This window comes from Asaia sp. As-1742 (assembly GCF_011753235.1).
Classification (GTDB): Bacteria; Pseudomonadota; Alphaproteobacteria; order Acetobacterales; family Acetobacteraceae; genus Asaia; species Asaia bogorensis_B.
Genome location: NZ_VWWA01000001.1, coordinates 126450 through 151930, shown reverse-complemented (window position 1 = coordinate 151930; position 25481 = coordinate 126450). Strand labels below are relative to the sequence as shown.

General features: G+C 58.9%; 24 protein-coding genes and 1 tRNA gene. 11 read left to right on the top strand and 14 right to left on the bottom strand.

Annotated elements, in window-relative coordinates; genetic code table 11:
* Nucleotides 1-222: 222 nt before the first annotated feature.
* Nucleotides 223-516 carry a DUF333 domain-containing protein gene (locus tag F3J08_RS00575; RefSeq protein ID WP_166928040.1) on the bottom strand — a complete coding sequence of 98 codons (294 nt, stop codon included), beginning with the start codon at nucleotides 514-516 and terminating at the stop codon, nucleotides 223-225.
* Between the two features lie 728 nt (nucleotides 517-1244).
* On the opposite strand from F3J08_RS00575, the gene F3J08_RS00570 reads away from it, so the two are divergent.
* Both F3J08_RS00570 and F3J08_RS00565 read left to right on the top strand, forming a co-directional pair.
* Nucleotides 1245-2036 carry an SDR family NAD(P)-dependent oxidoreductase gene (locus tag F3J08_RS00570; protein WP_122039756.1) on the top strand — a complete coding sequence of 264 codons (792 nt, stop codon included), beginning with the start codon at nucleotides 1245-1247 and terminating at the stop codon, nucleotides 2034-2036.
* Nucleotides 2037-2173: 137 nt separating this feature from the next.
* Nucleotides 2174-2974: an SDR family NAD(P)-dependent oxidoreductase gene (locus tag F3J08_RS00565; RefSeq protein WP_166928039.1), complete on the top strand. Its 801-nt coding sequence runs from the start codon at nucleotides 2174-2176 to the stop codon at nucleotides 2972-2974.
* 69 nt (nucleotides 2975-3043) lie between these two features.
* On the opposite strand, the gene F3J08_RS00560 is transcribed toward F3J08_RS00565, so the two are convergent.
* Both F3J08_RS00560 and F3J08_RS00555 read right to left on the bottom strand, forming a co-directional pair.
* A complete protein-coding gene (locus F3J08_RS00560; RefSeq protein WP_166928038.1) occupies nucleotides 3044-3493 on the bottom strand; it encodes a response regulator in 450 nt (149 codons plus the stop codon).
* On the bottom strand, nucleotides 3493-4596 hold the full coding sequence (locus tag F3J08_RS00555; RefSeq protein ID WP_166928037.1) for a histidine kinase dimerization/phosphoacceptor domain -containing protein: 1104 nt from the start codon (nucleotides 4594-4596) through the stop codon (nucleotides 3493-3495). The genes F3J08_RS00560 and F3J08_RS00555 overlap by 1 nt, the downstream gene beginning before the upstream one ends.
* A gap of 652 nt (nucleotides 4597-5248) precedes the next feature.
* Between F3J08_RS00555 and F3J08_RS00550 the strand changes: the two genes are divergently transcribed.
* Both F3J08_RS00550 and F3J08_RS00545 read left to right on the top strand, forming a co-directional pair.
* Nucleotides 5249-5743 (top strand): lysozyme, encoded by a 495-nt coding sequence (locus tag F3J08_RS00550; RefSeq protein WP_166928036.1) that lies wholly within the window; start codon nucleotides 5249-5251, stop codon nucleotides 5741-5743.
* 37 nt (nucleotides 5744-5780) lie between these two features.
* Nucleotides 5781-6020: a hypothetical protein gene (locus F3J08_RS00545; RefSeq protein WP_122039751.1), complete on the top strand. Its 240-nt coding sequence runs from the start codon at nucleotides 5781-5783 to the stop codon at nucleotides 6018-6020.
* A gap of 594 nt (nucleotides 6021-6614) precedes the next feature.
* On the opposite strand, the gene F3J08_RS00540 is transcribed toward F3J08_RS00545, so the two are convergent.
* The 7 genes from F3J08_RS00540 to F3J08_RS00510 all read right to left on the bottom strand — a co-directional run bounded on the left by F3J08_RS00540 (nucleotide 6615) and on the right by F3J08_RS00510 (nucleotide 12035).
* Nucleotides 6615-6689: transfer RNA gene (locus tag F3J08_RS00540), tRNA-Thr, on the bottom strand.
* A 69-nt stretch (nucleotides 6690-6758) separates the two neighbouring features.
* Nucleotides 6759-7172, bottom strand: coding sequence for an RNA polymerase-binding protein DksA (dksA, locus tag F3J08_RS00535; RefSeq protein ID WP_023979604.1), 414 nt, complete (start codon nucleotides 7170-7172; stop codon nucleotides 6759-6761).
* A 490-nt stretch (nucleotides 7173-7662) separates the two neighbouring features.
* A complete protein-coding gene (locus tag F3J08_RS00530) occupies nucleotides 7663-8322 on the bottom strand; it encodes a glutathione S-transferase family protein (protein WP_166928035.1) in 660 nt (219 codons plus the stop codon).
* A 14-nt stretch (nucleotides 8323-8336) separates the two neighbouring features.
* Nucleotides 8337-9401: a tRNA 2-thiouridine(34) synthase MnmA gene (gene mnmA / locus F3J08_RS00525; RefSeq protein WP_166928034.1), complete on the bottom strand. Its 1065-nt coding sequence runs from the start codon at nucleotides 9399-9401 to the stop codon at nucleotides 8337-8339.
* A gap of 38 nt (nucleotides 9402-9439) precedes the next feature.
* A complete protein-coding gene (locus tag F3J08_RS00520; RefSeq protein WP_023979601.1) occupies nucleotides 9440-9754 on the bottom strand; it encodes a ferredoxin family 2Fe-2S iron-sulfur cluster binding protein in 315 nt (104 codons plus the stop codon).
* 23 nt (nucleotides 9755-9777) lie between these two features.
* Complete coding sequence (locus F3J08_RS00515; RefSeq protein WP_166928033.1) at nucleotides 9778-10926, bottom strand: cysteine desulfurase family protein; 1149 nt, start codon at nucleotides 10924-10926, stop codon at nucleotides 9778-9780.
* On the bottom strand, nucleotides 10923-12035 hold the full coding sequence (locus F3J08_RS00510; RefSeq protein ID WP_166928032.1) for a cysteine desulfurase family protein: 1113 nt from the start codon (nucleotides 12033-12035) through the stop codon (nucleotides 10923-10925). The genes F3J08_RS00515 and F3J08_RS00510 overlap by 4 nt, the downstream gene beginning before the upstream one ends.
* Before the next feature lie 466 nt (nucleotides 12036-12501).
* On the opposite strand from F3J08_RS00510, the gene F3J08_RS00505 reads away from it, so the two are divergent.
* From F3J08_RS00505 to F3J08_RS00485, 5 genes are all read left to right on the top strand, one after another.
* Nucleotides 12502-13167, top strand: coding sequence for an alpha/beta hydrolase (locus F3J08_RS00505; protein ID WP_023979597.1), 666 nt, complete (start codon nucleotides 12502-12504; stop codon nucleotides 13165-13167).
* Nucleotides 13168-13328: 161 nt separating this feature from the next.
* Nucleotides 13329-14585 (top strand): tyrosine--tRNA ligase, encoded by a 1257-nt coding sequence (tyrS, locus tag F3J08_RS00500; protein WP_166928031.1) that lies wholly within the window; start codon nucleotides 13329-13331, stop codon nucleotides 14583-14585.
* Between the two features lie 646 nt (nucleotides 14586-15231).
* A complete protein-coding gene (locus tag F3J08_RS00495) occupies nucleotides 15232-15795 on the top strand; it encodes a hypothetical protein (RefSeq protein WP_166928030.1) in 564 nt (187 codons plus the stop codon).
* Nucleotides 15796-15835: 40 nt separating this feature from the next.
* Nucleotides 15836-16930, top strand: coding sequence for a sensor histidine kinase (locus F3J08_RS00490; protein ID WP_166928029.1), 1095 nt, complete (start codon nucleotides 15836-15838; stop codon nucleotides 16928-16930).
* Nucleotides 16927-17541: a response regulator transcription factor gene (locus F3J08_RS00485; RefSeq protein WP_122039740.1), complete on the top strand. Its 615-nt coding sequence runs from the start codon at nucleotides 16927-16929 to the stop codon at nucleotides 17539-17541. Before F3J08_RS00490 ends, F3J08_RS00485 begins: the two co-directional genes overlap by 4 nt.
* On the opposite strand, the gene F3J08_RS00480 is transcribed toward F3J08_RS00485, so the two are convergent.
* The 4 genes from F3J08_RS00480 to F3J08_RS00465 all read right to left on the bottom strand — a co-directional run bounded on the left by F3J08_RS00480 (nucleotide 17542) and on the right by F3J08_RS00465 (nucleotide 22582).
* Nucleotides 17542-18648 carry a glycosyltransferase family 4 protein gene (locus tag F3J08_RS00480; RefSeq protein ID WP_166928305.1) on the bottom strand — a complete coding sequence of 369 codons (1107 nt, stop codon included), beginning with the start codon at nucleotides 18646-18648 and terminating at the stop codon, nucleotides 17542-17544. It abuts the gene before it with no gap.
* Nucleotides 18649-18695: 47 nt separating this feature from the next.
* Nucleotides 18696-20528 carry a heparinase II/III family protein gene (locus F3J08_RS00475; protein WP_166928028.1) on the bottom strand — a complete coding sequence of 611 codons (1833 nt, stop codon included), beginning with the start codon at nucleotides 20526-20528 and terminating at the stop codon, nucleotides 18696-18698.
* Nucleotides 20529-20555: 27 nt separating this feature from the next.
* Nucleotides 20556-21230 (bottom strand): ribulose-phosphate 3-epimerase, encoded by a 675-nt coding sequence (gene rpe, locus F3J08_RS00470; RefSeq protein ID WP_122039738.1) that lies wholly within the window; start codon nucleotides 21228-21230, stop codon nucleotides 20556-20558.
* Between the two features lie 89 nt (nucleotides 21231-21319).
* Nucleotides 21320-22582, bottom strand: coding sequence for an RsmB/NOP family class I SAM-dependent RNA methyltransferase (locus tag F3J08_RS00465; protein WP_166928027.1), 1263 nt, complete (start codon nucleotides 22580-22582; stop codon nucleotides 21320-21322).
* Nucleotides 22583-22660: 78 nt separating this feature from the next.
* Here F3J08_RS00465 and F3J08_RS00460 point away from each other — a divergent pair, with 78 nt between their 5' ends.
* Together F3J08_RS00460 and F3J08_RS00455 are read left to right on the top strand one after the other, a co-directional pair.
* Nucleotides 22661-23338 carry a YggS family pyridoxal phosphate-dependent enzyme gene (locus F3J08_RS00460; protein ID WP_240149044.1) on the top strand — a complete coding sequence of 226 codons (678 nt, stop codon included), beginning with the start codon at nucleotides 22661-22663 and terminating at the stop codon, nucleotides 23336-23338.
* Between the two features lie 140 nt (nucleotides 23339-23478).
* On the top strand, nucleotides 23479-25467 hold the full coding sequence (locus F3J08_RS00455; protein ID WP_166928025.1) for a potassium transporter Kup: 1989 nt from the start codon (nucleotides 23479-23481) through the stop codon (nucleotides 25465-25467).
* Nucleotides 25468-25481: the final 14 nt, after the last annotated feature.

Genomic DNA, 25481 nt, shown 5'->3' with positions numbered 1-25481 from the left:
AGAGACTGGCCAGAAGCAACGGCGTCCCGCTGCTCTCATACAGACGGGTAGCTGGGTTCTATCAACGCGTGCATACAACCCATTTAAGGCTTAACGATGTCGCGCACCGGCTGTTCGCATGGTGTCGCCCATCCTTCGTTCACAACCGCGCTACCGCAGGAGCGCGTCTGAAAATCCAGGGGATGCTCGAATGCTCAACGTCGTGCATTCAAGCACCCCCCGTCACCGCCCAAGTGAATTGCGCGCCTGATGGTGGGCCGCTCTGTAAAGCACCCATTCCTCAACCACGCGTCCATAGGCCAGGTGGCAGTAACCTACCTCACCATCTTTCTCATGCCGAATTTCGAGCTTACCGCCCTGCTCCTTGCAATAAACAGAAGCGGGATTGGCCAGATAGGCACCTTTTGCCGGTCTATCGTCATGAGCGCATCCTGCAAGCACTGATGTCAGAAGCACTGTGAACAGCGCGATGGAGCGGGGAAAACCCTGTCTCCCTGTTTGACGCAATCTGATCATGACATGTGTCCCTCTCACGCAATTTTCTATCTACAGCGTCTGGTGATGAACCATGTCAGGTGCCGCGTCGAGGGCGGCTCACGCATCCAGGTCCCGCCTCCTTGTAAGCCCGGATCACGATTTGCAGGCTGCAAAAAAAAACCAACGACCATGAAAGACTCGTTACGGGCAGGCCTGCACAGATGGTAGCGCGCAAGACCTCGGTCATACCGGGCACGGCACCGTTAGTGGCGTCGTCAGCCGCGCCACATCAAGCTGCATTGCTCGCTCGCCCCCAGAACTTTCGTCTGTCGACATCGCCGCGAATACGGTGCCGCGGCAAAGAACGGCAGTGATCGTCCTGAAACCCGGGATTGTTTACTGCCACGAGGGGGCACAATCCGGTTGATGACGCTCCCTGGCCCAGGTGAGAAGCTCGGCAGATAAACGGTCACTGGAAAGAGCGACGCGCCGAATACCCTATCGGGATACTCAACGATGCTTACGGTGAAAAAGTCACCCCCAGAAACCTTTTCCGCACGGATCGTCCCAGCCTGAGGCTCGTGTCGGTTCTGGTCAGCCGACGGGTAGCTGCACTGCTCATCTCCCTCGCCTCACCGTAGCGTGTTCGATGTCACTCAAACTTGTGCGCTTCTCCCTCTTCCTCCCGTTTCTGATCCCTCGTTCAGTATGCCGCCTATGGGTCGCCTCACAGGGAGGTGACACAGGATCTCACAAGGACGATTGGTATGGATCTGGGTTTGAAGGATAAAGTTGCTGTCATCACAGGTGGTAGTGTCGGCATCGGTCTTGCTGTGGCTGAGGGTCTGGCCCGCGAAGGGGCTCACATCGTCATGGTGGCCCGCGACAAGGAGCGGCTGACAGAAGCGGCATCAAAGCTCGCGGCAAGCTTCGGCGTGCGCTGCGTGCCCATCGCTGCCGATGTAGCGACCAGCGAGGGAATCGAAAGCATTGTTCGTGAAACTGAAGCCGCTTTTGGTGGTGCGGATATCCTCATCAACAATGCCGGAACGGGCTCGAACGAGACTATCATGGAAGCCTCTGACGAAAAGTGGCAGTTCTACTGGGATCTGCACGTCATGGCGGCCATTCGCCTGGCACGCGGCCTTGTGCCTGGCATGAAGAAACGTGGCGGTGGCGCCATCATTCACAATGCCTCCATCTGTGCAGCCCAGCCGCTGTGGTACGAGCCGATCTATAATGTCACCAAAGCAGCCTTGATGATGTTCTCGAAAACCCTCTCGACAGAGGTGATCAAGGACAACATCCGCGTGAACTGCGTCAATCCGGGCCTGATCCTGACGCCTGACTGGATCAAGACGGCCAAGCAACTGACCAGCGAAAGCGGTGGCGACTGGGAAGCCTATCTGCAGGGCGTTGCCGACGAACATGCCCCCATCAAGCGCTTTGGGTCACCCGAGGAACTGGCCAATTTCTTTGTGTTCCTGTGCTCCGACAAGGCTTCCTACAGCGTGGGTTCGTCGTATTTCGTTGATGGCGGAATGCTTAAAACCCTTTGATGCATAGCAATGCGAAAGCCCTGCTATACTGCTAGTTATGAGGAACCGACCCGCGCCTATGCCGCTAAAGGCAAGGCAGGGTCTTTCGGCGTATCCCGGTCGAAAGGCCGGGATACGACCATGAAGGATGACAACCAATGAGTGAGACGAAACGTTTCGCTGGCAAGACAGCTCTCGTGACCGGTGCCGCTGGCAATATCGGGCTCGCCGTAGCACGCCGTCTGGCGAAAGAAGGCAGTCACGTTGTGCTGCTCGATCTCGATCAGGGCAAACTCGACGAAGCGGCGAAGCAGTTCGCCGAGCATGGTGTGAAGGTCAAGACGGTGGTTTGTGACGTTACGAACTACACCAGCGTCGAGGAAGCCGTTGACTACGCCGAGAAGGATGTCGGCCCGATCGACCTGCTGTTCAATAATGCCGGTTATCAGGGCGCCTTCGCACCCATTCATGAGTACCCCGTTGAAGACTTCCAGCGCGTTGTCGATATCGATCTGGTTGGGGCGTTTCATGTGCTGCGTGCCGTATCGCGTCGCATGGTTGCTCGCCGTTCGGGCAGCATTGTGAACACAGCCAGCATGGCAGGCCTGCAGGGCCCTCCGAACATGGGCGCCTATGGTTCGTCGAAATTCGGCGTGGTCGGCCTGACACAAGTCGCCTCCAAGGATCTCGCGCCTCATAACATCCGGGTCAATGGCATTGCCCCGGCGCTGATGGGGCCGGGCTTCATGTGGGACCGCCAGACCGAGCTGCAAGCGGCCACGAATACGCAGTATTTCTCGACCGATCCGGAGACAGTCAAGAAGGAGATGGTTGCTGGTGTTCCCATGCGTCGTCTTGGCGACATCGAGGAAATTCCTGGCACCGTGGCTTTCCTGCTGAGTGAGGACGCAAGTTATATTACAGGCGTTACGATGCCGATCTCGGGCGGCATCCTCTAACCTTTGGCTGCTCACTCAGGGTGCAATGAGCAAGACATCGTTGCCCCCTGAGCAGACGCGGATCATGCCTCAGGCGCAGGTCGTCCAGCGTTCGCGCAGATGTTCTGACGTTGCGAGGCTTGATGGGCGCGGCACAGAGGGCGGTGGATCGAACACCCCCTCAGACAGATAACGCAATGCGTTCACCACGCCAGCATGGGAAAATGGCTTGGCGATTACACCATGGGCCCCTGAAAAATCCTCGGGGATTTTCGAGACGTTAGCGGTCAGGAAGATAATCAGGGCTTGCGGCCATCTCTCGCGTATGTGCGCACAGACCTCAAACCCGTTCGATCCCCCTGCAAGATGAAGATCAACTAATGCGAGTTGCGGACTGACCTGATCCGGCAGCGCCTCGACCTCCTGTAACGACGCAACAGCTCCCACCACCTCATGACCACTGTCACGTATCAGCGCTTCCATATCCATAGCGATGATCATTTCGTCCTCAACGATGAGGACATCCATGGGAGTTGCCATCAGAGAGTATCGCTTTTGGGAAAAGTGATCGTGACGCAGGTGCCAGGACCGTTGTCACTCCATGTGGCCTGAGCCTGAGCCTGACGCGAAAGACGGGTGATCAGGGCCGCGCCTATGCTTCTGGTTCGTCTGACTGAGAGCATGCCGGGACCGTCATCGCATATCCGGATCGTGCCAAGCCCGTTTTCCTCCCCGGCGAACAGGCTGAGCACACCTGCCCGACCATCGGCAAAACCGTGCTTGATAGCGTTTGTCAGGATCTCGTTGAGGATGAGACCAAGGGCAGAGGCATGGGCTGAATCAACCATCAGCGGCCGCACCTTCAACAGGAGACGTATATTTGTGCGACCACTCGACCCGACGACGTCGCGTGCAAGGTTTTCAACGAAACCGCCAATGTCGAACGCGGCAATATCCTCTGACTGGTAAAGCTGACGGTGGACCACAGCGAGGGCATCGACACGCTCAAGCATACTGTCGAGCTTCGCAACGATAGCCGGGTCGTCAATCGTGCGCGCTTGCAGACGCAGAAGCGACCCGATCATGGTCAGATTATTCTTCACACGATGATCGACTTCGTGGAGGAGGATGGTTTTCGCCTCCAGAGCATCACGTAGATCCGCCGTTCGGCGTTCAACCTCACGCTCCACCAAAATCTTCTGGTGGTTGATGATCTGCTGCGCCTCCACACGCTCTGTCACATCGAGCTGGGAAGCGAAGAAAAAGCGGATATCACCATTCGCGTCGCGGACGGGAGAGAGATAGAGCGCATTCCAGAAGGTCGAACCGTCCTTGCGGTAATTCAGCAAATCAACGTCGATGTCGTGCCCCTGCTCGATCGCTGCACGAACTCGCGCGACCATATGAGGGTCGGTTTCAGGCCCCTGAAGAAAGCGGCAGTTCCTGCCGATAATTTCGGCGCGGTCATAACCCGTCAGTTCCTGAAAAGCGACATTGCAGAAAACGATCGGATTATCTGACTGACCCGGATCCGTGATCACCATGGGCATGCGCGTTGCCCGGACAGCAGCGGCAAACGGGTCACCTCGCCCCTGCTCATAATCAAGCTCGTCTGTCAGGTGCCAGTCGTCGCGCTGCTTCACATTTTCTCCCCCGGTGAATGCCGGAGGGGCATCACATCTGCATCAAACGAAACCTTGCCGGGAGGGTTTCACACACTTCCATGTTCCCCAACAAGCGAGGCTCCCACCCGACACAAGCCGCCCATGACAGGCTCGCGGCGAGGTCATTGTTTCAATGACAGACTGACTTGCTCTCGAACCAGGTAGCCAGAGATCTTATTTTGCCCCCAATCGCAGACGAACACCGGAGTTTCTATCTATCATATCTGTTTTCAATGGAAATATTGATCAATCGAATATGATATTCACATATAATCCAAGATATGATATCAATGTAATTACCTGAACGTATATCTGTGTTCGAGGTGGAACTTACCATCCGCTTCTCTTCAGGATCTACATCGCCGATACGCGATCAGGGCAGAGCATTCTACGGGTCCAGACCAGGGATGGCCGCTCTCTGTGCTTACGAGCTGCACAGCAGCATCCCTGCGCCTGTTGCAAGCACGGTGGAACGATCCAGACATTCCCGCCGTAAGTGGGCAAAAGAAAAATTTCCAACACACCCACAGCCTGCTGACAGAAGTTTTGCAGAAAACATCTGGGTTTCCAGCACGTAACTGACGGATGCCGAACGTCATTAAACAATAGATTACAAGTAATGAGAAATATAATGAGCAATTCAATCGAAGTTGCTACGGCGCTTTTGCGTCGTGACGATGTTGAGGGACTACGCCTCGCCCCCTACCGATGCCCTGCTGGATACTGGACGATTGGCATTGGCAACCGGTTTCTCGCTGATGGTAGCCCGGTTACCCCCGAAACGCCCCAACTGACAGAAAAGAGCGCAATCAGCCTGCTGAGATGCACTCTTATCGATCTACGCGAAAAATTGCGTAAAGCGATTTCAGTACCATTGTTACCTACTCAGGAGGCCGCCCTCCTGTCATGGCAATTCAATATCGGTAGCGCGGCCATGTATCGCTCCACTCTGCGCACCCTGCTCAATCAGGGCCAATACACAGCCGCCGGTGAGCAGTTGCTCCGCTGGGACAAAGCCAGTGTGAACGGCCGGATGGTGGTTCTTGCAGGTCTCAGGAGGCGCCGCCAACTCGAGCGCGCCGTCTATTTCGGTCAACCCGTGACAGGTGTGCCGAGTTGCGCCTGATCATCGTTCCATCCAAATCGTCAAAGGTAATCTGACAATGGATCTCGACTGGCAGGCGTTTTACACGTCCATTATGCCGATAATCCCGGCTGAACTGGCTTCCGACCTTACGGTGCTTGGAACTTTCGTTGTGGCATCATGTGCCGTCGCGGCCCGTTTCTGGCCGCGTCCAGCCGAAGGCTCAAAATGGCTGGGCCTTTATAATCTGGTCAATCACCTCGCCATGAACAGCAGACATGCGGCAAATGCCGATGACACAAAGCCTACGAAAAACTGAACTGACAGGCTGAGCGATGAAATAGCGCATGTGAGTGCCATGGGGACACCTCGCTTGTCCCCATGGCGCTGCACCTCAAGCGTCAGGTCGATGCGTTAGTCATCGAACCGGGCAATCAGGCCGAGATACGAAAAAATAGACAAACTTTCCAATGTTGTCCTCATGGGAACGATCGGCAGACGCCTGTCAGCATCCTGCACCGCACCGCCGACGCCATAATCCAGGTCAGGCATCGCAAGACATGTGCGCTCCACCCGGAACGTCTTGACCAGCCAGCAAGGGAGGAAATACCCACCTTATGCCTGAGGCCGGGGGAATGCTGTGTGTAGCAGGCCATCTGTCTGCAGGGATCGATTTACGGCTTGAGCCACTGTCAGCTTCAATCCATATCCCGCGACGTATCAGGGCCGAGGCAGAGAATGGAAACGGATCAGAGAGAACCAACGGTACCGGCCCGGAGCATTCGGCTAGGCTCTGTTTGTCCAGAAGCCACGTAGCCAGCAAAAACCTGAGCGTAGTGTCATACCATGCGCTATCAGCGCTCGACGGGGAAATGCGTCTCGCGTGCGGCGGAGAAAAATGTCAGGAAAATCATGGTGCTGCTAGCGAGGATTGAACTCGCGACCTCTCCCTTACCAAGGGAGTGCTCTACCACTGAGCTACAGCAGCAACTGGAGCGCTTCGTAGCTTCTCAGCCTGAAAGCTGCAAGCCCCGAAAGCGCTTTTTTGTAAAAAGAATCAGTCGTCGCGATGAATTTTTTCCATACGCTCATGACGCTCCTGCGCTTCGATCGACATCGTTGCAATGGGGCGGGCCTCAAGGCGACGAAGGCCAATAGGCTCACCCGTTTCTTCGCAGAAGCCGTAGGAACCGTTCTCGACACGCTGCAAGGCAAGGTTGATCTTGCCAATCAGCTTGCGAGCACGGTCACGCGTTCTCAACTCCAGAGCTCTGTCTGTCTCGACACTGGCGCGATCAGTGACGTCGGCCTCGTGAATTCCCCCTTCGGACAGACTGGCGAGCGTCAGATTAGCCTCCTTAAGGAGGTCATTGCGCCAACGCAGCAGTTTCTGCCTGAAGAACTCCACCTGAAGCGGATTCATGAACTCTTCGTCGTCGGAGGGCCGATAATCCGGTGGGAGCGTGATCATGCACGTCTGTCCTTAACGCAAGTCGCTTGAGCCGCGCCGTCCCGTCATATGCGTTGCAGGAGAGGAGGGCCCAAACCCGTATCCTGAGCAAAACGGCATGGCTGGTTTGGCGCGGCTTATACCCGCCTTGGTAACGATCGCCAAGCCCGAACTGTCAAAAACGCGCAATCTATTAGTTAACAGACTACATAAATCCAAAAATCAGCTGACGGTAATAAAATTGTCTTATACAGCAGCACGATTTTTTATTTTGGGAATTTCAATCAATACCGTGAAGCGCACCGTGACCACCTCTAAGCAATAGGTAACGAATTCCCAAGCAATTTACCGCCGTTAAAGTGTTCGAAGTGATGAAACAGGAATAGGACCCTATCCAAGATCATTCGGCCCCGTCCATAACTACTATCAAGCCGGTGTTTAGGGGCGTTATGAAGCACAATGCCTCAATGCGAGGCAGAGCCCTTGCGCATCAAGGCTGTCACTATGGCGCTCAGTTGAGTGCCTCGTAACGCTCCAGATGCCACGAGGTGGGTTCCAGCGCCGCGAGACGCGCCCATTCCCGCATGAGGGGATGATCGAGCACCGTCTGCCGATAGGCTTCAGCAATAGGCGAGAGCGTTACTCCATAGGAGGTGAAACGCGAGACTACCGGTGCAAACATGATATCAGCAATGCAGAAATCGGCGCCAAAAAGATAAGGACCGGTTGCACCGAAGCGCTCGCGTGTCTCGCACCATATCCGATCGATTCTGGCGATGTCCGCCAGCACGTCATCGCCGGTTTCGAGCAAAGGACGCTTTGTCCGACCGAGATTCATAGGCATAGCGATACGCAAGGCGCGAAAGCCTGCATGCATCTCACTGGCCACGCTGCGGGCCACGGCGCGGGCCACGCGATCGGCCGGCCATAATATGGGCGCGATCTCAGCGCAGTATTCGCAGATCGCAAGGCTTTCCCATATCCTGGCACCCTGATGCACCAGATAGGGCACCATCCCATTTGGGGAGATCGCATGGATCTCGCTCGTCTGTCCGCCCCCGCGCAAGGCGATGACCTCATCCGGCACGTCCAGCCCGGCGCAACGCACGGCGAGCCACCCTCTCAGAGACCAAGAGGAGTAGCGGCGCGTTCCAATGACGAGGCGATCCATAACAATGGTCCTGTTCAGGCGAGAATGAAGCCCCCGCCCAGAACCCTGCTCTCTTGATAAAGGACGCAGGCCTGTCCGGGCGCAGGCATGGCTGCCTCATCCAGCACGACACGTGCGCCACCCGCAAGAGGATAGACCCAGGCGTCACGCGTCACCTCGCGGGCCCGGATCTGCACCTGGCAGCGCACGCCGACTTCTGGCGCATCGATCAGCCAGTTCATGTCGCGCAGGGCGAATTCGCTCCGCCCGGCATTTTCCTTGGGGCCCACGATGATACGGCGCGTCGTGGCGTCAATGCGTTTGACAATCTGGCGGCGGCCATCCTTCGTGTGGATGTCACCCAGGCGTTTGCTCTGCCCGACCGTGTAGCGCGCGATGCCCTCATGCTGGCCCAGGATACGCCCTGTCTCATCGACGATCTCGCCAGTCCCGCTGGTTTCCGGGCGCAGCTTCTCAACCACTTCGGCATAGGTGCCGGTGGGAACGAAGCAGATATCCTGACTATCGGGCTTGGCCGCGATTGCCAGTCCGAATTCCTCGGCTTTCTGACGCACTGCATCCTTGTTCGGCATATCGCCAAGCGGAAAGCGCAGATAATCGAGCTGGTCCTGCGTGGTTGCGAACAGGAACCATGACTGATCGCGCGAGCTATCTGACGGGCGATGCAGTTCCGACCGCTCCTCACCCTCGATACGCCGCACATAATGACCGGTCGCCATCGCCTCGCAGCCCAGATCACGGGCCATGCTCAGCAGATCGGTGAATTTGACGCCCTGATTACACGCAACGCAGGGCACGGGCGTTTCACCACGTGCATAGCTGTCAGCAAAACTGGCCATCACGCTGCTGCGAAAACGATCTTCAGCATTGATGACGTAGTGCGGGATATCGAGCCTGTCGGCCACGGCACGCGCATCAAGAATGTCACGGCCCGCACAGCAGGCACCGGGCTTGGACACGGCCTGACCATGATCATAAAGCTGCAACGTGGCGCCGATGACCTCATGCCCTTCCTGTTTCAGGAGCGCGGCCACTACGGAACTGTCCACGCCTCCCGACATGGCAACTAGGATACGCATGAGATCTCTCTACTTTTCAAAAAACGGAATTTCAGGCTTCAGGAAGCCTTGGGCAGACGCACAACCAGACCGTCCAGCGCATCGGTCATAACGATCTGACAGCCGAGACGGGAAGTCTTTTCGAGCCCGAAGGCGAGATCGAGCATGTCTTCCTCGTCGTCTGTCGGCGCCGAAAGCTTGTCGGCCCATTCAGGATCGACAATCACATGACAGGTGGCGCAGGCCAGCGAGCCCTCGCAGGCGCCTTCGAGCTCGATGTCGTGCTTGTGGGCAACTTCAAGCACGGAGAGGCCGACCGGCGCATCGACTTCCCTGCGGGTGCCGTCCTGCTCGACGAAAATCATGTGTGGCATAGTGTTTCTACCCTGCTTCTTCGTTACGAGGTGCGATAGACCTCGCAGGCTGCCTGACGGAAATATCCCAGCGCCTGCACGATCTCGGGCGTGGAGGTAAAGCGTCCGACCGACAGACGCAAGCATCGTGCCGCGTCTTTTGCATCAAGCCCCATTGCCGTCAGAACATAGGAAGGCGTGACATCAGCCGAGGTACAGGCTGATCCGGTGGACAAGGCCACATCAGGCAGCGCTGCCATAAGGGCCCTTGCCTCGACCCCTTCGGGGAAGATGAGGTTGAGAGCGCCGCCAATTCGAGGCGACGAAGCACCATTGGCGCGCACCCCGGGAAAGATCTCCTCAAGCCCCGCCAGAAGCTGGTCGCGCAGACCGGCAAGGCGCTGCTGCTCCTGCGGCATCAGCGCCTTTGCCAGCGTTGCCGCCTTTCCAAATCCGGCGATCAGGGGTGTCGGCAAGGTGCCCGAGCGCAATCCCCTCTCCTGCCCGCCCCCGGAGAACAGGGGAAGAAGGCGCGCCCTTGGCCGATGGCGTACATAAAGCGCCCCGATGCCTTTGGGCCCGTAGAACTTATGGGCCGACAGCGACATCAGGTCGACCAGACCGCAATCAAGCGCCATCTTGCCAGCGGCCTGTGCGGCATCGGTGTGGAACAGCGCACCTGCCTCACGGGCCATGGCAGACAGGCGCGGAATATCCTGAACGATGCCTGTCTCGTTATTGACCGTCATGACACTGACCAGAGCCGTCGGTTGCGACAGGGCAGCGGCCAAGGTTTCGGGCGCGAGCAAGCCGTCGGGTCCGACAGGCAAGATGACGGGCTCGAACCCTTCTGCTGCCAGATCGCGCACCGACTCCAGAACACATTTATGCTCTGTCGCAACAGTAATGATGCGACGCTTCGGACTGTTCTGGCGGGCCAGAAACCGGGCTGCGCCCTTGATCGCCAGATTATTCGCCTCGGTGGCGCCGGAGGTAAAGATGATCTCGCGTGACTGCGCCCCGATCAGCGCCGCAATGGCAGCACGTGCCTCTTCAACAGCACGGGCTGCCGCCTCACCTGCCGCGTGCCCTTCGCTGTGCGGATTGCCGTAATACTCGCTGAACCAGAGCAGCATGGCCGCCACGACCTCGGGATCACAACGCGTCGTTGCCTGATTATCGAGATAGATCACGCTGCCTTGGCCCCCAGACGAAGCGCCATGGACGTATAGGCCTCGATAAAACGGTCAATCTGCTCCTCGGTGATGTTCCAGGGCAATGAGACGCGGATGGCATTGGCGGCTGCCTCACCCAGCCCCATGGCCTGAAGGACATGGGAGGCCGAGACCTTGCCGGAGGAGCAGGCCGACCCCGTTGAAACGGCAAAGCCCTGCAGGTCCAGCATCATGAGTTGTGTCTGTGCCGGCACACCCCACAAGATCAGAGAAGTCGTGTTGGGCAGGCGCGGTGCCATGCGATCTCCGGTTACGCGCGCACCGCAGGCGAGCGCCGCTTCATCCACCTTGTCACGAAGCCTTGCAATCTCGCGCCAGTCCTGTTGGCGGGATGCTTCAAGCGCGGCCATCATACCAAGGATTGCGGGGAGTGGCGGAGTGCCTCCGCGTCTGCCACGCTCCTGGCCACCGCCGCGGATGAGCGGGGTGATGTGTCCCTCTGCTCCCAGAATCAAGGCGCCCGCGCCCATGATGCCACCGGCCTTGTGCCCGGACAGTGCGAGGCTTGCGACCGAACCAAGGGGTAACGCCATACGCCCCGCCACCTGCACCGCGTCGACATGGAGCAGAGCCCCGTAGCGTGCGCAGAGCGCAGCGATTTCCTGCGTCGGATGAATAATCCCCGTCTCGTTATTGGCGGCCATGCAGCAAACGAGCGCCGGCGCGCCATCAGCAAGCGCCTTTTCCAGGGCATCGAGGCAGAGTGTCCCATCTGCCAGCACGGGCAGGATCGCGGCATCAGGACGCGCCATCCTTACGGCGTCATGCTCCGTCGCGCCAATCAGCAGCCGTCGCGTCGTCCCGCCGGGCAGGCTATCGCCCTGCGTCAGGGCGTGTATGGCCAGCATGTTCGCCTCGGTTCCGCCCGAGGTGAAAACGACCTGCTCCGGCCCTACGCCGCAATAGCGACCCATGCGGTCACGCGCCTCCTCCAGCGCCCGACGCGCAACGCGTCCCGGCCCATGCACCGAGGAGGGATTGCCCTTAAGCGCCAGTGCCTCAAGCATCGCCAATCTGGCTTCATCACGCAAAACGTCAGTAGCATTGGCATCAAGATAAACGGTCATCTTCCTATAGATCGGCTTGCGCTCACCAAGTGCAAGTCAAAAGCGCAGGAAAGGGAAATGGCGTGTTGTGACGATTTCTGTGGAATTTTACCTGTCAGCATCGTTATACACTGCGCCAATGATGGCGTGGTGATCTGCCCCTGAGAGAGAAATCCCTCCCACGGGGCCCGCGCCGCTTCAGGGAATATCCGCTTGATATTCCCTTACCGTTGAGGAGCTAGTCCATGCGCGTTTCAACGCCTGCCGAATCCCTACATGGTTTTCACGCCCGACCAGCCTTCCCTTCGGTACGTGTCGCCACGGTGCCGCTTCGCTGAGAGATCTGCGTCAATCATCATGACCTGTCCCTGAACAGGTCTGGAGCAACAAGCCTCCGGGTCTTCAGGCATAGCCTCATCTCCCATAAAAAACACATATCCCCTGCAGGGCACGCCCTCAGACAGGGGCATAATTCGGAAGCATTTTGATGCCAGAAGTCATGTTCGCCGGCCCTGATGGCCGGTTGGAGGGTCGTTACCACCATTCTGACGAGCCCAACGCGCCGCTCGCTCTGGTTCTGCATCCGCACCCGCTTCATGGCGGGACCATGAACAACCGCATTACCTACACGATGTACCGGTCGTTCGAAAAAATGGGTTTTTCCGTCATGCGCTACAATTCGCGTGGCGTGGGGCGTTCGCAAGGCCGCTATGATGGCGGTATCGGAGAAATTTCAGACGCCGCAGCCGCGCTGGACTGGATGCAGATGGTCAACCCGAACTCAAGCGAGTTGTGGATTGCCGGCTACTCTTTCGGTGCGTTCGTGGGCATGCAGCTTCTGATGCGTCGCCCTGAAATCAGCGGCTGGATCAGCGTGGCACCACCCGCCAATGACTATGATTTCGGCTTTCTGGCCCCCTGCCCCTGCGGTGGCCTCATGATTGCTGGCGACAAGGATGACATGGCCCCGGAGCCGGGCATCCGCAAGCTGGTCGACAAGCTGAACACGCAAAAGAATGTCGAGGTTGATTACCGTGTCTTTGAGGGCGCCAACCACATCTTTGCCAGCGAGGCCGACAAGGTCGCCCACGCGCTGGAAGACCATGTGACTGTCATGCGCAACCGTCGCGTTCTGGCTATCGCTGCCGACTGACGCCTGAAAGGCATCGGATCTGTTGAAAAGGCGGGGTATACCCCGCCTTTTTTATTGGCGATTTACTTTTTTAGGGGGGCAGCTCTGCGTGCCCGGTCGGCTTCCGGGCAGTTTCATGCTAGGACCCCCAGCCTTGACCCTATTCTGATGGATGACCCGATATGGCAGAGCACGCGCTGAAAAGTCCTTTCCTGAAAGAGGCTCAGGCTCGGGGCTATATTTTCCAGTGCACCGACCTTGTCGCGCTTGACGAAGCGATGAGCAAGGGCCCGGTGGCAGGCTATATCGGCTTCGACCCAACAGCGGACTCGCTGCATGTGGGCAATGCCCTCTCCATCATGATGCTGCGCCTGATGCAGAAGCACGGCCATCGCCCGATTGCCCTCATGGGCGGCGGCACAGCCAAGATCGGCGATCCCTCGTTCCGCGACGAAGCAAGAGCGCTGATGAGCCCAGAAAAGCTGGCGCATAATCTGTCCGGAATCGAGATCAGCCTGCGCCAGTTCCTGAATTTCGGCACCGGATCGAGCGATGCCATGCTGGTCAATAATGCCGACTGGCTCGATCGCCTGTCCTATATTGAATTGCTGCAGGATGTCGGCGTGCATTTCTCGATCAGCCGCATGCTGTCATTCGAGAGCGTCAAGCAGCGCCTGGACCGCGAGCAGGGCCTGACTTTCCTAGAGTTCAACTATTCCATCCTGCAATCCTATGACTTCCGTGAACTGAACCGGCGCTTTGGAGCCGTGCTTCAGATGGGCGGCTCCGACCAGTGGGGCAATATCGTTGCCGGCATTGATCTAGCGCGTCGCACGGATGGCAAGCAGGTCTTTGGCCTGACGACACCGCTGGTAACGACATCATCCGGTGTGAAAATGGGCAAATCGGCCAAGGGTGCCACCTGGGTGAGCGCTGAAAAACTGCCGGTCTTCGAATACTGGCAGTTCTGGCGCAACACGGAAGATGCCGATGTTGGCCGCTTCCTGAAGTTCTTTACGGATCTCCCCGTTGAGGAATGCGATCGTCTCGGTGCGCTTGAAGGGGCCGAAATCAACGAGGCAAAGAAAATCCTCGCCACCGAAGCCACGGCCATCTGCCACGGCCGCGACGCCGCTCAAGCTGCCGCCGAAACTGCACGGCAGACTTTCGAGGCCGGTGCCGTTGCCGCTGATCTTCCCTCGCGCGACCTGCCGCGTGCAGAACTGGAGGCTGGTATTCCGGCGTTCCGTCTATTCGGCGAGTCGGGGCTGGTAGCGACAAACAGCGAAGCACGCCGTCTGATCAGGGGAGGCGGCGCAAGGCTGAACGATCAGCCCATTCAGGACGAGAACCGGATCATCGGTCCGGACGATCTTGCAGAAGGGGTGCTCAAGCTCTCCTCTGGCAAGAAGCGCCACCTGCTGCTGCGTATCGTCTGATCACGCCTCTGGGGGCGTGGCTGTACGGCTGTTTCGAACTCGTCGCGGCAAAGCCATTCCAATACGGAAACGCTCCCGCAGGTTTCGCCAGCCTTGTTCGGGCGGATCATGTCTCCGCCCACTCCCGGCGGCCAGAAAGCCGTCCGGGAGTGCTCTCCTCTGTTGCCTGTCCACGTTTGATGCCCGACCATCGGAAACGCTTCCCTGGCTCGCTGCAAATCAATCCTGAAGATCTTCTCATTGCCTGAAATGATCAGGAAGCACTCATCATTTTTTTGATGCAGCCAGCTCGGGCGTCAGCGCTATGTCAGCGTCGATTTTCACCCCGGATCAACAACCGCAATGGCACTGCCGGATATCCTCTTTAATCAGGACCGCAAGACCTCAATGAGCGTACTCGGCCTGGGCGCGGGAGAGCCTGGCGGGATCGATCCCAGTCCGGTGGACCCTGGTCCATGCACAGCATCACGAGTTGTGTACGCAAAACTACGCCCGGCTTCCTTCGCTGCAACCTTCTGCTCGTGCCGGGTTCAAGCTAAGCACTTTGTAATGCCAGGTCATTCAGCCACCTGACTCTTCTCACTGTTGTGCGCCCGGCCGATACACCATCGTGGTCTCCGTTGTCCTGAGAACGAGAGAACGTGACATGCTATCGACCCCCGTCCAGAACTCATGGCGCTATGCCCTTACAGATCTTACCGGGCTGTTATTCGCGGCCCTCTGGAGCATGCGAGGACTGACAGCACTTGGCATTGCCCCGTCTCAAGGACTGATTGTGACGGCGGTGATCTCTCTGCCTCTGGGTTGGGGCTTCCTGAGAAGAGACATCACGCAGGGTAAGCCCGAGAGAGTTCATCATCATCGTCTGGCTCGGCAGGCCCGCAGACTGAGGGTCTTGGCTCTTTTGGCTACCGGCATGGTTTTGTCCATGCTGCACCGACCTGACCTGATGCTCGTTTCTGCGGGTCTCATCATTGGTGCCTCTTACCTGCCATTGGGGCGAGCCATGGACGAGCCTGTACATGTCTACACGGGTATCGCCATTCTCATTGTCACCATGATGTCGCTTAGCCTGAATCAGCCTTTGCACAGTGCTGTCGCTGGGCTTGGGACAGCACTTGCTTGCTGGATCGGGGCGCTATGGCGCCTCGTACGGAGTGCACGCATCCCGGCACGAGGTGACGAAACCGAAACTCGCCTCGCATCCTGAAGCCTGATCTCCCCGCCCCGCAATGAACAGAGGCGCTGTCATGTCTTTCGCCCCCGGGTCCCGCTCGCGTATTGCCTTTCGCCGCAGCATTTCGGCCATCTACCTGCTTCTCTTCCCGCTCCCCTGGCTCGCTCATGGAGGGAGCCTGTCGGGAGCGGCCGCCTTCATCGCGGGAGCAATGGTATTCCTTGTGCTGCCGTTTCTGCCGGGCAGGCTTGCCATGCCTGTTGCGCTCAGGGCCGTAGTTTACGCTGCCATCGGCATTCTGCTTATCCCTTTTCACGGCTACTGGGGGGTGTTCTTCATCTCCGCCGCCGCAACATGTGGTGCGATCGAAAACCGCCGGCTCGCTCATGCCCTGCTTGCCGCCATTCTGATCGTATGCGCTTTACTGACATGGCTCGCCTATGAGGATCTTGTCGGCTGCCTGATCACAATCATCGTTGCCGTTGGCACATTTGCCACCATGACGCTTTCTATGGATCTGCATCAGCGGAATGAGGCGCTTGCTGCAGCGCAGGAAGAGATAAGATCCCTCACCCTTGTCGCAGAACGTGAGCGCCTTGCGCGTGACCTGCATGACACGCTTGGCCAGTCTCTGACCGTGATCGCGCTCAAATCCGATCTGGCAAGGCGTCATCTGCCTCATGACACCGACAAGGCGCAAAGCGAACTGGAAGAAATCGGTCGGAAGGCCCGCGATGCACTGGCAGAAACGCGTCTTGTCGTATCGGACATGCGCGTCGCCTCTCTTTCCCACGAACTTGCTGCGGGAGTCGCCGTGCTGCATGACGCAGGCATAAAGACCGATATCACAGGCGAACCCGGCCTGATGCCCGCACGGGCGGAGGCGGTTCTGGCACAAGCCTTGCGTGAGGCGCTGACCAATATCCTGCGTCATGCCAACGCCGTATCGTGCCACATCGAGTTTCGGCGTGCTGCATTCGGCGCGGCGCACCTCATCATCAGCGATCTGACGGATCGCCCTCAACCCGGCAATATTTTGATATCATTCCGCGAAGGGAATGGTATAAGCGGAATGCGTCGGCGTCTGGCTGAAATCGATGGACGACTTGTCCTGACTTCTCGTCCTGACGGCCTGACCCTCGTCATCTCGCTTGGAGACCCGTCATGAGGCAGAAGCTGCGCCTCGTTCTGGCTGAAGACCAGGCCATGGTGCGCGACGCTTTTGAAGCGCTTTTATCGATGGAACCGGATTTCGAGGTTGTTGGCAAAGCCGCGAGTGGTCTGGAGGCTCTGACCCTTTGCCGGTCCGAGCGACCCGATATCCTTCTGACTGATATCGAAATGCCCGGTATGAGCGGCATCGAACTGGCAGAGACATTACAGGCCGAGAAAGCCCGGACTGTGGTCGTCATCGTGACGACATTTGCGCGAGCAGGCTATATGAAGCGTGCGCTCAATGCGGGGGTGCGGGGGTATCTGCTGAAAGATGCGCCGCTGAGTCAGCTTGCCGGTGCGTTACGCAATGTTGGACGCGGTGGGCGCGCCATCGATCCTTCTCTCGCCCAGAAAGTGTGGGATGCTGCCCATGACCCGCTCAACTCGCGTGATCGCGCCATATTGCGCCTGGTTGAATCCGGACGCTCCAGCGAACAGATAGCAACATTTTTCGAGCTGACACCCGGCACCCTGCGCAACTGTTTTTCTGACATCATCCAGAAAATCGGGGCTCGTAACCGCGTCGAGGCAAGCAGAATTGCTCGGCAGAACGGCTGGCTCTGATCAGCTCAGCAGCGTGACCACGCGAGCCAGAACCTTCTTCTCGTCATAGAGCTGCACAGCACGGGCCCGACCGGCCCGCCCCATTGTCGCCCGCAGCCCAGGATTACTCACAAGCTGATCGAGCGCGTCGGCAAGAGGGGCCGCCAGGCCGGGAGAAACCAGAAAGCCTGTTTCACCATGCACGATCTGCTCGTTCGGGCCCCGTATATCGGTCGCCACAACCGGCAGACCGGTCAGCATGGCCTCAATGACCGACATAGGCAGCCCCTCGAAATGGCTGGGCAAAGCGAAGATATCTGCTGCGGCCAAAAGCTGTGGCGTATCATTACGATAGCCCAAAAGGCGCAATCGATCCCCGAGTACCGATGCAGCCTCCGCAAATTCGACAGACATGCTGTCACCATGATCAGAGGCGAGACGCTCTCCCACGATGACCAGCACGGCGCCAGGCACAGCCTCCATAGCGCGTAGAAGCTCTGGGTATCCCTTGTGACGAACGATACGCGACACGGCGATAATAACGACCTGAGAATCGTCAAGACCCAGTGTTCGGCGATATTGCCGCCTGACCGCCTCATCCGGCCGATAAAGTTGCGGATCACGACCATTGCCAACCGCTTCAGGCCAAGGGTGGATACGCAGACGACGAGCATCGCGCGCTTCGGCATGTGACACAGTCATGTAGCGGTCGGTTACCTGCCCTGCCAGCCATTCAAGCCCGTAGGACAACGCCCTGCGTCGCCACGATCCGGGTTGATTGAACAGATAACCATGGCAGGTATAGGCAATGAGAGGCACGTCGCACCACCACGCCGCAACCCGCGCCAGAAAACCGCTGATAGGCATATGCCCATGAACGAGATCGGGGCGCGTGCGTCGGATGAGCCGGACGATAGCCCGTAGCGCGCGCCACTGCGCGAACGGCGAGTAAGACCGCGCCATGGGAAGAGCATGCACGACGAAGCCGTCTGCACGAACGGTGGATAAATGCTCCCCTTCTGCACATCCCCCTTCAACCTCATGCCCTGCATCGCGCAAGGCGCGCATCAACGGGTGAATGAACTGCCTCATCGCGAAATCGACATTCGTGATTTCAAGGATACGCAGTTTTCCACTCGTGCCGGGCCGGGGTTCTACCCCTGAGCGCCGCTTTTTCATTCAGGCACGCGCTCCATGACCCATTGCACAACCTGATGCACGACACTCGGTTCAGCGGAGCGCGCAGGTGCAGAAGGCGGCGCCGTGTCATTCGGCAGAGGTTTTGTGATCTCCTTCCGAACAGAGGTTGCCCCTCCGGAACTCTCATTACCGGCATCTGATACATCTTCGGACTCAGCCAAAGTCCCGGAACTGCCGGCAGGCTCGGTTTCGAGCGCCTCTATGCGAGGTGTCTCCTGCTCATCGGCAGTCGCGATAGCCGTTATCTCGTTTTCCGTGCCTGGCGCGACGGGACGCACCACGATCTGAAGACTGGGAACCGGCTTTTCACCGCCAGCATAGACACTTTTCTCAAGCGCCAACTCCCCACCCTCCTGCCGAAAGCGCCAGATCATGCCGCCAGCGTGCATCAACACCTCATCACCATCAGGTGCCAGTTCGGCCGTCACTGTAGGATGAAGGTGAAAACGCAGGGCGAAACCCACGTTTCGCTCGCTCTCCACACAATCCTCACCTCGCAGATCCTCGCCTGTAGGGCCAAGGTAGAGGCGCCGGCGCCAATTGGCGCCAAGCCCGGGATACCACCCATCATGCTGGCCATCGATCCAGTGCGAGCCATCCTGACTTTGATGATTGAGGGTAACGTGGGCCGGTCGTCGCGTGATGGTGCCATCGGCGCCAATATCGCAGCAGGATGTGTTTTCAACGACGAGGGATGAATGAGCCGCTGTCTGGCGAAGGGCGCGCTTCCATAATCCTGCGGTGGCTCCGCCGCAGTTTACGATAAGCCTCTGGCGCGCATAGGAAAACTCGAGCGCGAGAGGAGCCGCATGCGCGTTCCGGTCATACCCGGCTGCAGGCGTCTGCCCTCCATCGACAAAAAGCAGCGCCTTGCCGGCGCTCACACGCCAGAAGGCACCATCAGGCATGGAAGATGCCAAGAGCCTCTGACGCGCCCCATACTGGATGATCCTGTCAATCTGGCGGTCGTCACCCTCCTTGCTGCCGTGAAACAGGGCGAGCCCGCCATCCCCATGCCGCAGAGCACGCAATACAGGGCAAAGGCGCGCAAGGGCATTCTGCACGACTTCCGAGGGCGCCATCTGCGCCATACGCATGAACACGCTGATCTCGGCCAGTTCACGCGTCGCCTCCATCTGAGCGAGGGGACTACGCTCGCGCAACGTGCCATCAGGAAGAATCTGACGGTCGATCTCCTGACCAAGAAAACGTTCAAAACGCTGGAGGAAGCCGGTCTGGGACGGTATGGCAACCGCGACTGCCAGCAACCCCTTGAGTGCTGTGAAATTGCGCCATCCATGTGCCTCGAGTGGCAGCATGATGGAGATCAGGCGTCCTTCGACCAGAAGACGATCCATCAATCGTTGCCTGAACGCTTCGCTGGCTGATGCCGCAAAGAAATCGAAATGCCCCAACCAAGAGGCAAGACGCGCGCCTGTTACGGTTGCGTTCAGAACAAGCGGATCGATAGGCGGTTGATCGAGCCAGCTGCTGACAATCGACCGGGCATAGAGACGGGCTTCGTCGCTACCGAGCGCACGAAGGTCCCGTAGCCAGGTAAACCCCTGCAACCAGTCACGGGTCGCGGGGGAGAGGTCGGCATATTCCCAGTCATTGACCCGCAAGGGGACGGTGCGTCCCTCAAAACGGGCCGCCCCGCTTACGAGCAAGGCACCATGATCAGCATTACCGGGCCATATATCGCGAATGGCATGAACCGGCCGGTCTGGCGCACGCGCGAGACCCGGCACGCTCGATGGCAGTCGGGCAAATGAAAGACGAGCTTCACGTGCCCAGCGTCCGAGCATGCCAGTACGATTCCTCTGGTCAGGTTGTCAGGACAGGCTGCCCGCCTGTCTCAGAGAGTTTATTGCAGCAGCATAATCATGCTGACCATAAATGGAGGTTCCGGCGACCATCATATCTGCGCCTGCGCCGGTTGCAAGAGGCGCTGTTGCGAGATCAATCCCGCCATCGACGCCAATACGGATGTCGCGTCCTGTGGCATCGGCCATCTGGCGAAGCTTGCGGATTTTGGGCACCTGGCTCTCGAGGAATTTCTGCCCCCCGAAACCGGGATTGACGGTCATGACCAGAATGATGTCGACAAGGTCGAGCAGATATTCGAGCGCTTCAGGCGGCGTACCCGGGCAAATGGCAATCCCGGGCTTCTTGCCAAGGGCACGGATGTGCTGAAGCGTACGATGCACGTGCGGATTGTTCTCTACATGCACATGAATATGGTCCGCACCGGCCTTGGCGAAAGCCTCGATGAAGGCATCGGCCGGCTCGATCATCAGATGCACGTCAAAGGGCTTGTCGGTACGGTTACGCAGGGCCGCCACCATGCCGGGGCCAAATGTCATGTTGGGCACGAAATGCCCGTCCATCACATCCAGATGCAGCCAGTCGGCCCCATCGCGCACCACGGCCTCGACTTCCTCGCCCATGCGCGCAAAATCGGCGCTGAGAATGCTTGGTGCAATCAGGGGCGTTTTCAACTGGGGCATCGTTCTACCTTCTCTCTGTGTCGATCGTTCCGTAGCAGGCCACTCAACTGGCGCCGCCCGACAGGGCGACGCTCTCTGACCGGTCCGTCTCAGGCCGTCTTGCGCAGCCTTGCAGCGAAAAAGCCATCCATACCGCCCCACTCGGCCCACATGCCGGGATGAGTGCGGAATGTTCCCTGTTTTGTGAGTGCCTCGGGCATGGCCGCCAGCTCTTCAGCGGTGAAAGGCTCCAGCACCCAGCCGCGTTTAAGCGCTGCCGCCACACGCTGCGGACCTTCCTCATCCTGGAGTGAGCATACTGCGTATAGCAAGACGCCGTCCGGCTTGAGCATGGCACCAGCGGCGTCGATCAGGCGATCCTGATCCTTCGCAAGCGACAGCACATCACGCGGGCGCTTCACCCACAGGACGTCTGGATGACGACGCAATGTCCCCGTTGCCGAACATGGCGCATCGAGCAGAACCGCGTCCACTTTCTCTTCTGGCTGCCATTGCAGGGCGTCGGCGATAACCACCTCGGCATCGAGCCTGAGGCGCTCAAGGTTCTGCTTGAGGCGCCTGGCGCGCGTCTCCTCGCGCTCGACCGCAAAGACCTTCGCCCCGGCTACAGCCAGCTGGGCCGTCTTGCCACCCGGCGCGGCGCAGAGATCGACAACGCTCTGTCCCGGCGAAACGTTCAGCAGGCGCGCTGGCATGGTGGCAGCCGCATCCTGAACCCAGAACGCGCCTTCCTCGAAGCCTTCAAGCTCCGTCACCCGCGTCCCCGGTGCGAAACGCACACTGCCATTGGGCATCATCTCCCCGTCTTCCGGAACCACAGCGCCCGGTTTCAGGGTCAGATCGATCGGCGCCTCGCGATGCAACCCTCCCGCGATATCGCGGGCGCGGTGCCCCCAGGCCGTCCAGAGCCAGGCCGGAACATCGAGCCGATCGGCATCAAGACCCTCGGCCAGCTCGTCACCATCGCGCGCCACACGCCTCAGCACGGCATTGGCCAGCCCGGCGAAAGGCGCCAGCCCACGACGACGAAGCAGGGAGACAATCGTGCCCACCGCAGCATGGGGGGGTGTCTCGAGATGACGCAGCTGGGCCACGCCCATCAGCAAGGCACAGCGCACGGGCGCAGGCGGCTCGCGACGAAGAAGCGGTTGCAGCAACTCGGTCATGCTGCCCATGTGCCGCAGCACGGTCGCCGCGAGGCGATGAGCGCTTGCACGGTCCCTTGGGTCGGTCAGCGGGCTACGGTCGAGCGTCGTCTCCAGCATTCGTCGATGCTCGACGACACCGCAGACAATATCGAAGGCCAGATCGCGTGTCGGATCGGCGGGAATCTGAGAAGGTGCTTTGGACATTGCCTTGCCAATGGCATTTCGCGAAGCGCCGCGCTACCCCTTCATGCATCTTAACAGCAACAACTTGCGGATATGGCCATGACAAACGACACGCTCTCCTCTCGTCTCGACCGGATTCGTGCGCGTATCGATGCCGCCTGCATGACAGCCCAACGCCAGAGGGAGAGCGTTCAGCTCGTTGCCGTCAGCAAGTTTCATCCGGCCTCCGCCATCGAGCAGGCCCTCGAGGCCGGGCAGCGCCTGTTCGGTGAAAACCGTGTGCAGGAAGCCAGGGACAAATTCCCTGCCCTGCGTGAAGTCTGGGCTGATCTTCGTCTGCACATCATCGGTGGCCTGCAAACCAACAAGGCGCTGGACGCGTGTCGCGTGGCCGATTGTATCGAATCCCTCGATCGCCCCGCTCTGGCCGATGCCATTGCCCGGGCCGGTGACCGGCTGGGCCGGCTGCCTGACCTGTTCGTTCAGGTCAACACCGGTGACGAACCCCAGAAATCAGGTATCCCGCGCGAGGAGGCCGATGCATTCATCACGCTGTGCCGGGCGCGTTTCGGCAACGCTGTGAAGGGACTGATGTGCATCCCTCCCGAGGATGAGGAACCGGCCCCCCACTTCGCGTACCTTGCACAGCTGGCGCAGGCTCATGGTCTGGCAGAGTGCTCCATGGGTATGTCGGCCGATTTTGAAACCGCTATCGCCCATGGCGCGACACTCGTGCGCGTCGGGACCGCCATATTCGGCAGCCGTCCCACCATTTGATTTCGGCCACACCATGCTTGCGGCGACAGGACGAATGATCGTATGGCAGGCTTTATGTCAGTGATCGCTCACATCTATGTGTATCACGCACCGTATTTGCCCCCGTGCTTGCCTCGCGCTTGCCATGAGATGGAACAGAAATGACAGACAGGCCTGCCGGACAGCCAGGTTCCACCACCGCAGAACCAGGGTCCGTTGTCAGAAACGCAACCGACGGGCAGGGCTCCATCCGTGAGTTCGGCGCGAATGACGGGCTGCAAAAGAAAGCCCCTGTCGGTCTGGCCGGTCTGCTGGGCGTTCTTGGGGTAGTCTATGGGGATATCGGCACCAGCCCACTTTACGCCTTCCAGGCCTCTGTCCAGATTGTTGGCTCAATCCGTCATCCGGCAGAAAGCTGGGAGATCATGGGCATCGAGAGCCTGATTTTCTGGGCGCTCATGCTGGTCGTCACCATCAAGTACGTCATGCTTGTCATGCGCGCCGACCATGATGGCGAAGGTGGTATCATCGCGCTCATGTCTTTGGCACAGCGTGTCTGCAAATCGCCAAGATATCGCTGGTTCTTCGGCATTGTCGGTATTGGCGGGGCCTGCCTCTTTTTCGGTGACGGCATCATCACGCCGGCCGTTTCGGTTCTCTCGGCCATTGAAGGTATCGAGGTCTCGGTGCCGTCTGCCTCCCACATCATCATCCCGGTGGCGATCATCATCCTGATTGCCCTGTTCAGCGCGCAGGCACTGGGCACCGGCAGGATCGGTCGTGCCTTTGGCCCGATCATGATGGTCTGGTTTCTGACGCTGGCCGTCATGGGCATTCATTCCATCGCCCAGACGCCCCATATCCTGATGGCGCTTTCGCCTTATTACGCCGCGCAATTCGTGCTCTATCACGGATGGCTGGCCTTCATCGCACTCGGCTCTGTTGTTCTTTCCGTGACAGGTGCCGAGGCGCTTTATGCCGATATGGGGCATTTTGGCCGGACGCCCATCCGCTATGCGTGGCTGTTTTTCGTTCTGCCGTCCCTGACGCTGAATTATCTGGGTCAGGGTGCCCTTCTTCTCCGCAACCCGGCAGCGTTGCAAAATCCGTTTTACCATCTTGCCCCCGGTTGGGCCCAGATTCCGCTTCTGCTGCTTGCCACCATGGCAACCGTGATCGCCAGCCAGGCCGGCATTTCGGGTGGCTTCTCGCTCTGCCGTCAGCTTATCCAGCTGGGCTATCTGCCCCGTATGCGCATCACCCATACCAATGCGGAGGAAGAAGCCCAGATCTATCTTCCTGTGTTCAACTGGGTGCTCGCTCTCGGTTCGATCCTGCTCGTGCTCTCCTTCCGCTCCTCTTCGGCGCTGGCTGCGGCTTACGGCATTGCCGTGACAGGCACCTTCATGTGCACGGCCGTTCTGGCCATGGTGGTGTTTCGCCGCGTGTTCAACTGGAGCACCCCTCTGGCGGGTCTTGTCTTTGGATTTTTTCTGCTCAGCGATGGGACCTTCTTTGCAGCGAATGTGCTGAAAATCCCCGATGGTGGCTGGGTGCCTCTGGCCATCGGTGTTTCGGCCACCATTCTCATGACCACATGGGCGCGCGGTCGCAGTCTGATCCGCACCCGCCAGATGGCAGATTCGCTACCCATGGCGTCCTTTCTGGCGCGTCTGCCGCAATCACGCACCGTCAGGGTGCCCGGCATGGCCGTATTCCTGACAGCCAATCCCGACACCGTCCCCACCTGCCTCCTGCATAACCTCAAGCATAACAAGGTGCTGCACGACCATGTCCTGTTTGTGACGGTGCAGAACCTCGATCAGCCCGAGGCAGAGCGCGGCCATCGTGCGATGGTGCAGGAGCTGGCGCCGAACATTCACCGTGTGATCGTACGCTACGGCTTCATGGAAATGCCCAATCTGCCCAAGGCCCTCGAGGAACTAAACGCGGCCGGGGTTGAGTTCGATGCCATCCAGGCCTCGTATTTCGTCTCGCGTGAGCTCGTCGTGCGCTCCACCCTGCCCAAGCTTTCAATCTGGCGCATGTGGCTGTTCCTGCTGATGGTGCGCAATGCCGTACCGAGCACCGAGTTCTTCCGTATTCCGCCTGATCGCGTGGTCGAGCTTGGTGTGAGGATCGCGATCTGAGCGCAGCACCGCCG

Coding starts and splice junctions, on each gene's coding strand:
- F3J08_RS00485 (WP_122039740.1), top strand. CDS start 16,927: ATGAGGCAGAAGCTGCGCCTCGTTCTGGCTGAAGACCAGGCCATGGTG.
- F3J08_RS00505 (WP_023979597.1), top strand. CDS start 12,502: ATGCCAGAAGTCATGTTCGCCGGCCCTGATGGCCGGTTGGAGGGTCGT.
- F3J08_RS00510 (WP_166928032.1), bottom strand. CDS start 12,035: ATGACCGTTTATCTTGATGCCAATGCTACTGACGTTTTGCGTGATGAA.
- F3J08_RS00490 (WP_166928029.1), top strand. CDS start 15,836: ATGTCTTTCGCCCCCGGGTCCCGCTCGCGTATTGCCTTTCGCCGCAGC.
- F3J08_RS00530 (WP_166928035.1), bottom strand. CDS start 8,322: ATGGATCGCCTCGTCATTGGAACGCGCCGCTACTCCTCTTGGTCTCTG.
- F3J08_RS00550 (WP_166928036.1), top strand. CDS start 5,249: ATGAGCAATTCAATCGAAGTTGCTACGGCGCTTTTGCGTCGTGACGAT.
- F3J08_RS00455 (WP_166928025.1), top strand. CDS start 23,479: ATGACAGACAGGCCTGCCGGACAGCCAGGTTCCACCACCGCAGAACCA.
- F3J08_RS00465 (WP_166928027.1), bottom strand. CDS start 22,582: ATGTCCAAAGCACCTTCTCAGATTCCCGCCGATCCGACACGCGATCTG.
- rpe (WP_122039738.1), bottom strand. CDS start 21,230: ATGCCCCAGTTGAAAACGCCCCTGATTGCACCAAGCATTCTCAGCGCC.
- F3J08_RS00475 (WP_166928028.1), bottom strand. CDS start 20,528: ATGCTCGGACGCTGGGCACGTGAAGCTCGTCTTTCATTTGCCCGACTG.
- F3J08_RS00495 (WP_166928030.1), top strand. CDS start 15,232: ATGCTATCGACCCCCGTCCAGAACTCATGGCGCTATGCCCTTACAGAT.
- F3J08_RS00565 (WP_166928039.1), top strand. CDS start 2,174: ATGAGTGAGACGAAACGTTTCGCTGGCAAGACAGCTCTCGTGACCGGT.
- F3J08_RS00460 (WP_240149044.1), top strand. CDS start 22,661: ATGACAAACGACACGCTCTCCTCTCGTCTCGACCGGATTCGTGCGCGT.
- tyrS (WP_166928031.1), top strand. CDS start 13,329: ATGGCAGAGCACGCGCTGAAAAGTCCTTTCCTGAAAGAGGCTCAGGCT.
- F3J08_RS00520 (WP_023979601.1), bottom strand. CDS start 9,754: ATGCCACACATGATTTTCGTCGAGCAGGACGGCACCCGCAGGGAAGTC.
- F3J08_RS00545 (WP_122039751.1), top strand. CDS start 5,781: ATGGATCTCGACTGGCAGGCGTTTTACACGTCCATTATGCCGATAATC.
- F3J08_RS00570 (WP_122039756.1), top strand. CDS start 1,245: ATGGATCTGGGTTTGAAGGATAAAGTTGCTGTCATCACAGGTGGTAGT.
- mnmA (WP_166928034.1), bottom strand. CDS start 9,401: ATGCGTATCCTAGTTGCCATGTCGGGAGGCGTGGACAGTTCCGTAGTG.
- F3J08_RS00575 (WP_166928040.1), bottom strand. CDS start 516: ATGATCAGATTGCGTCAAACAGGGAGACAGGGTTTTCCCCGCTCCATC.
- F3J08_RS00560 (WP_166928038.1), bottom strand. CDS start 3,493: ATGGCAACTCCCATGGATGTCCTCATCGTTGAGGACGAAATGATCATC.
- dksA (WP_023979604.1), bottom strand. CDS start 7,172: ATGATCACGCTCCCACCGGATTATCGGCCCTCCGACGACGAAGAGTTC.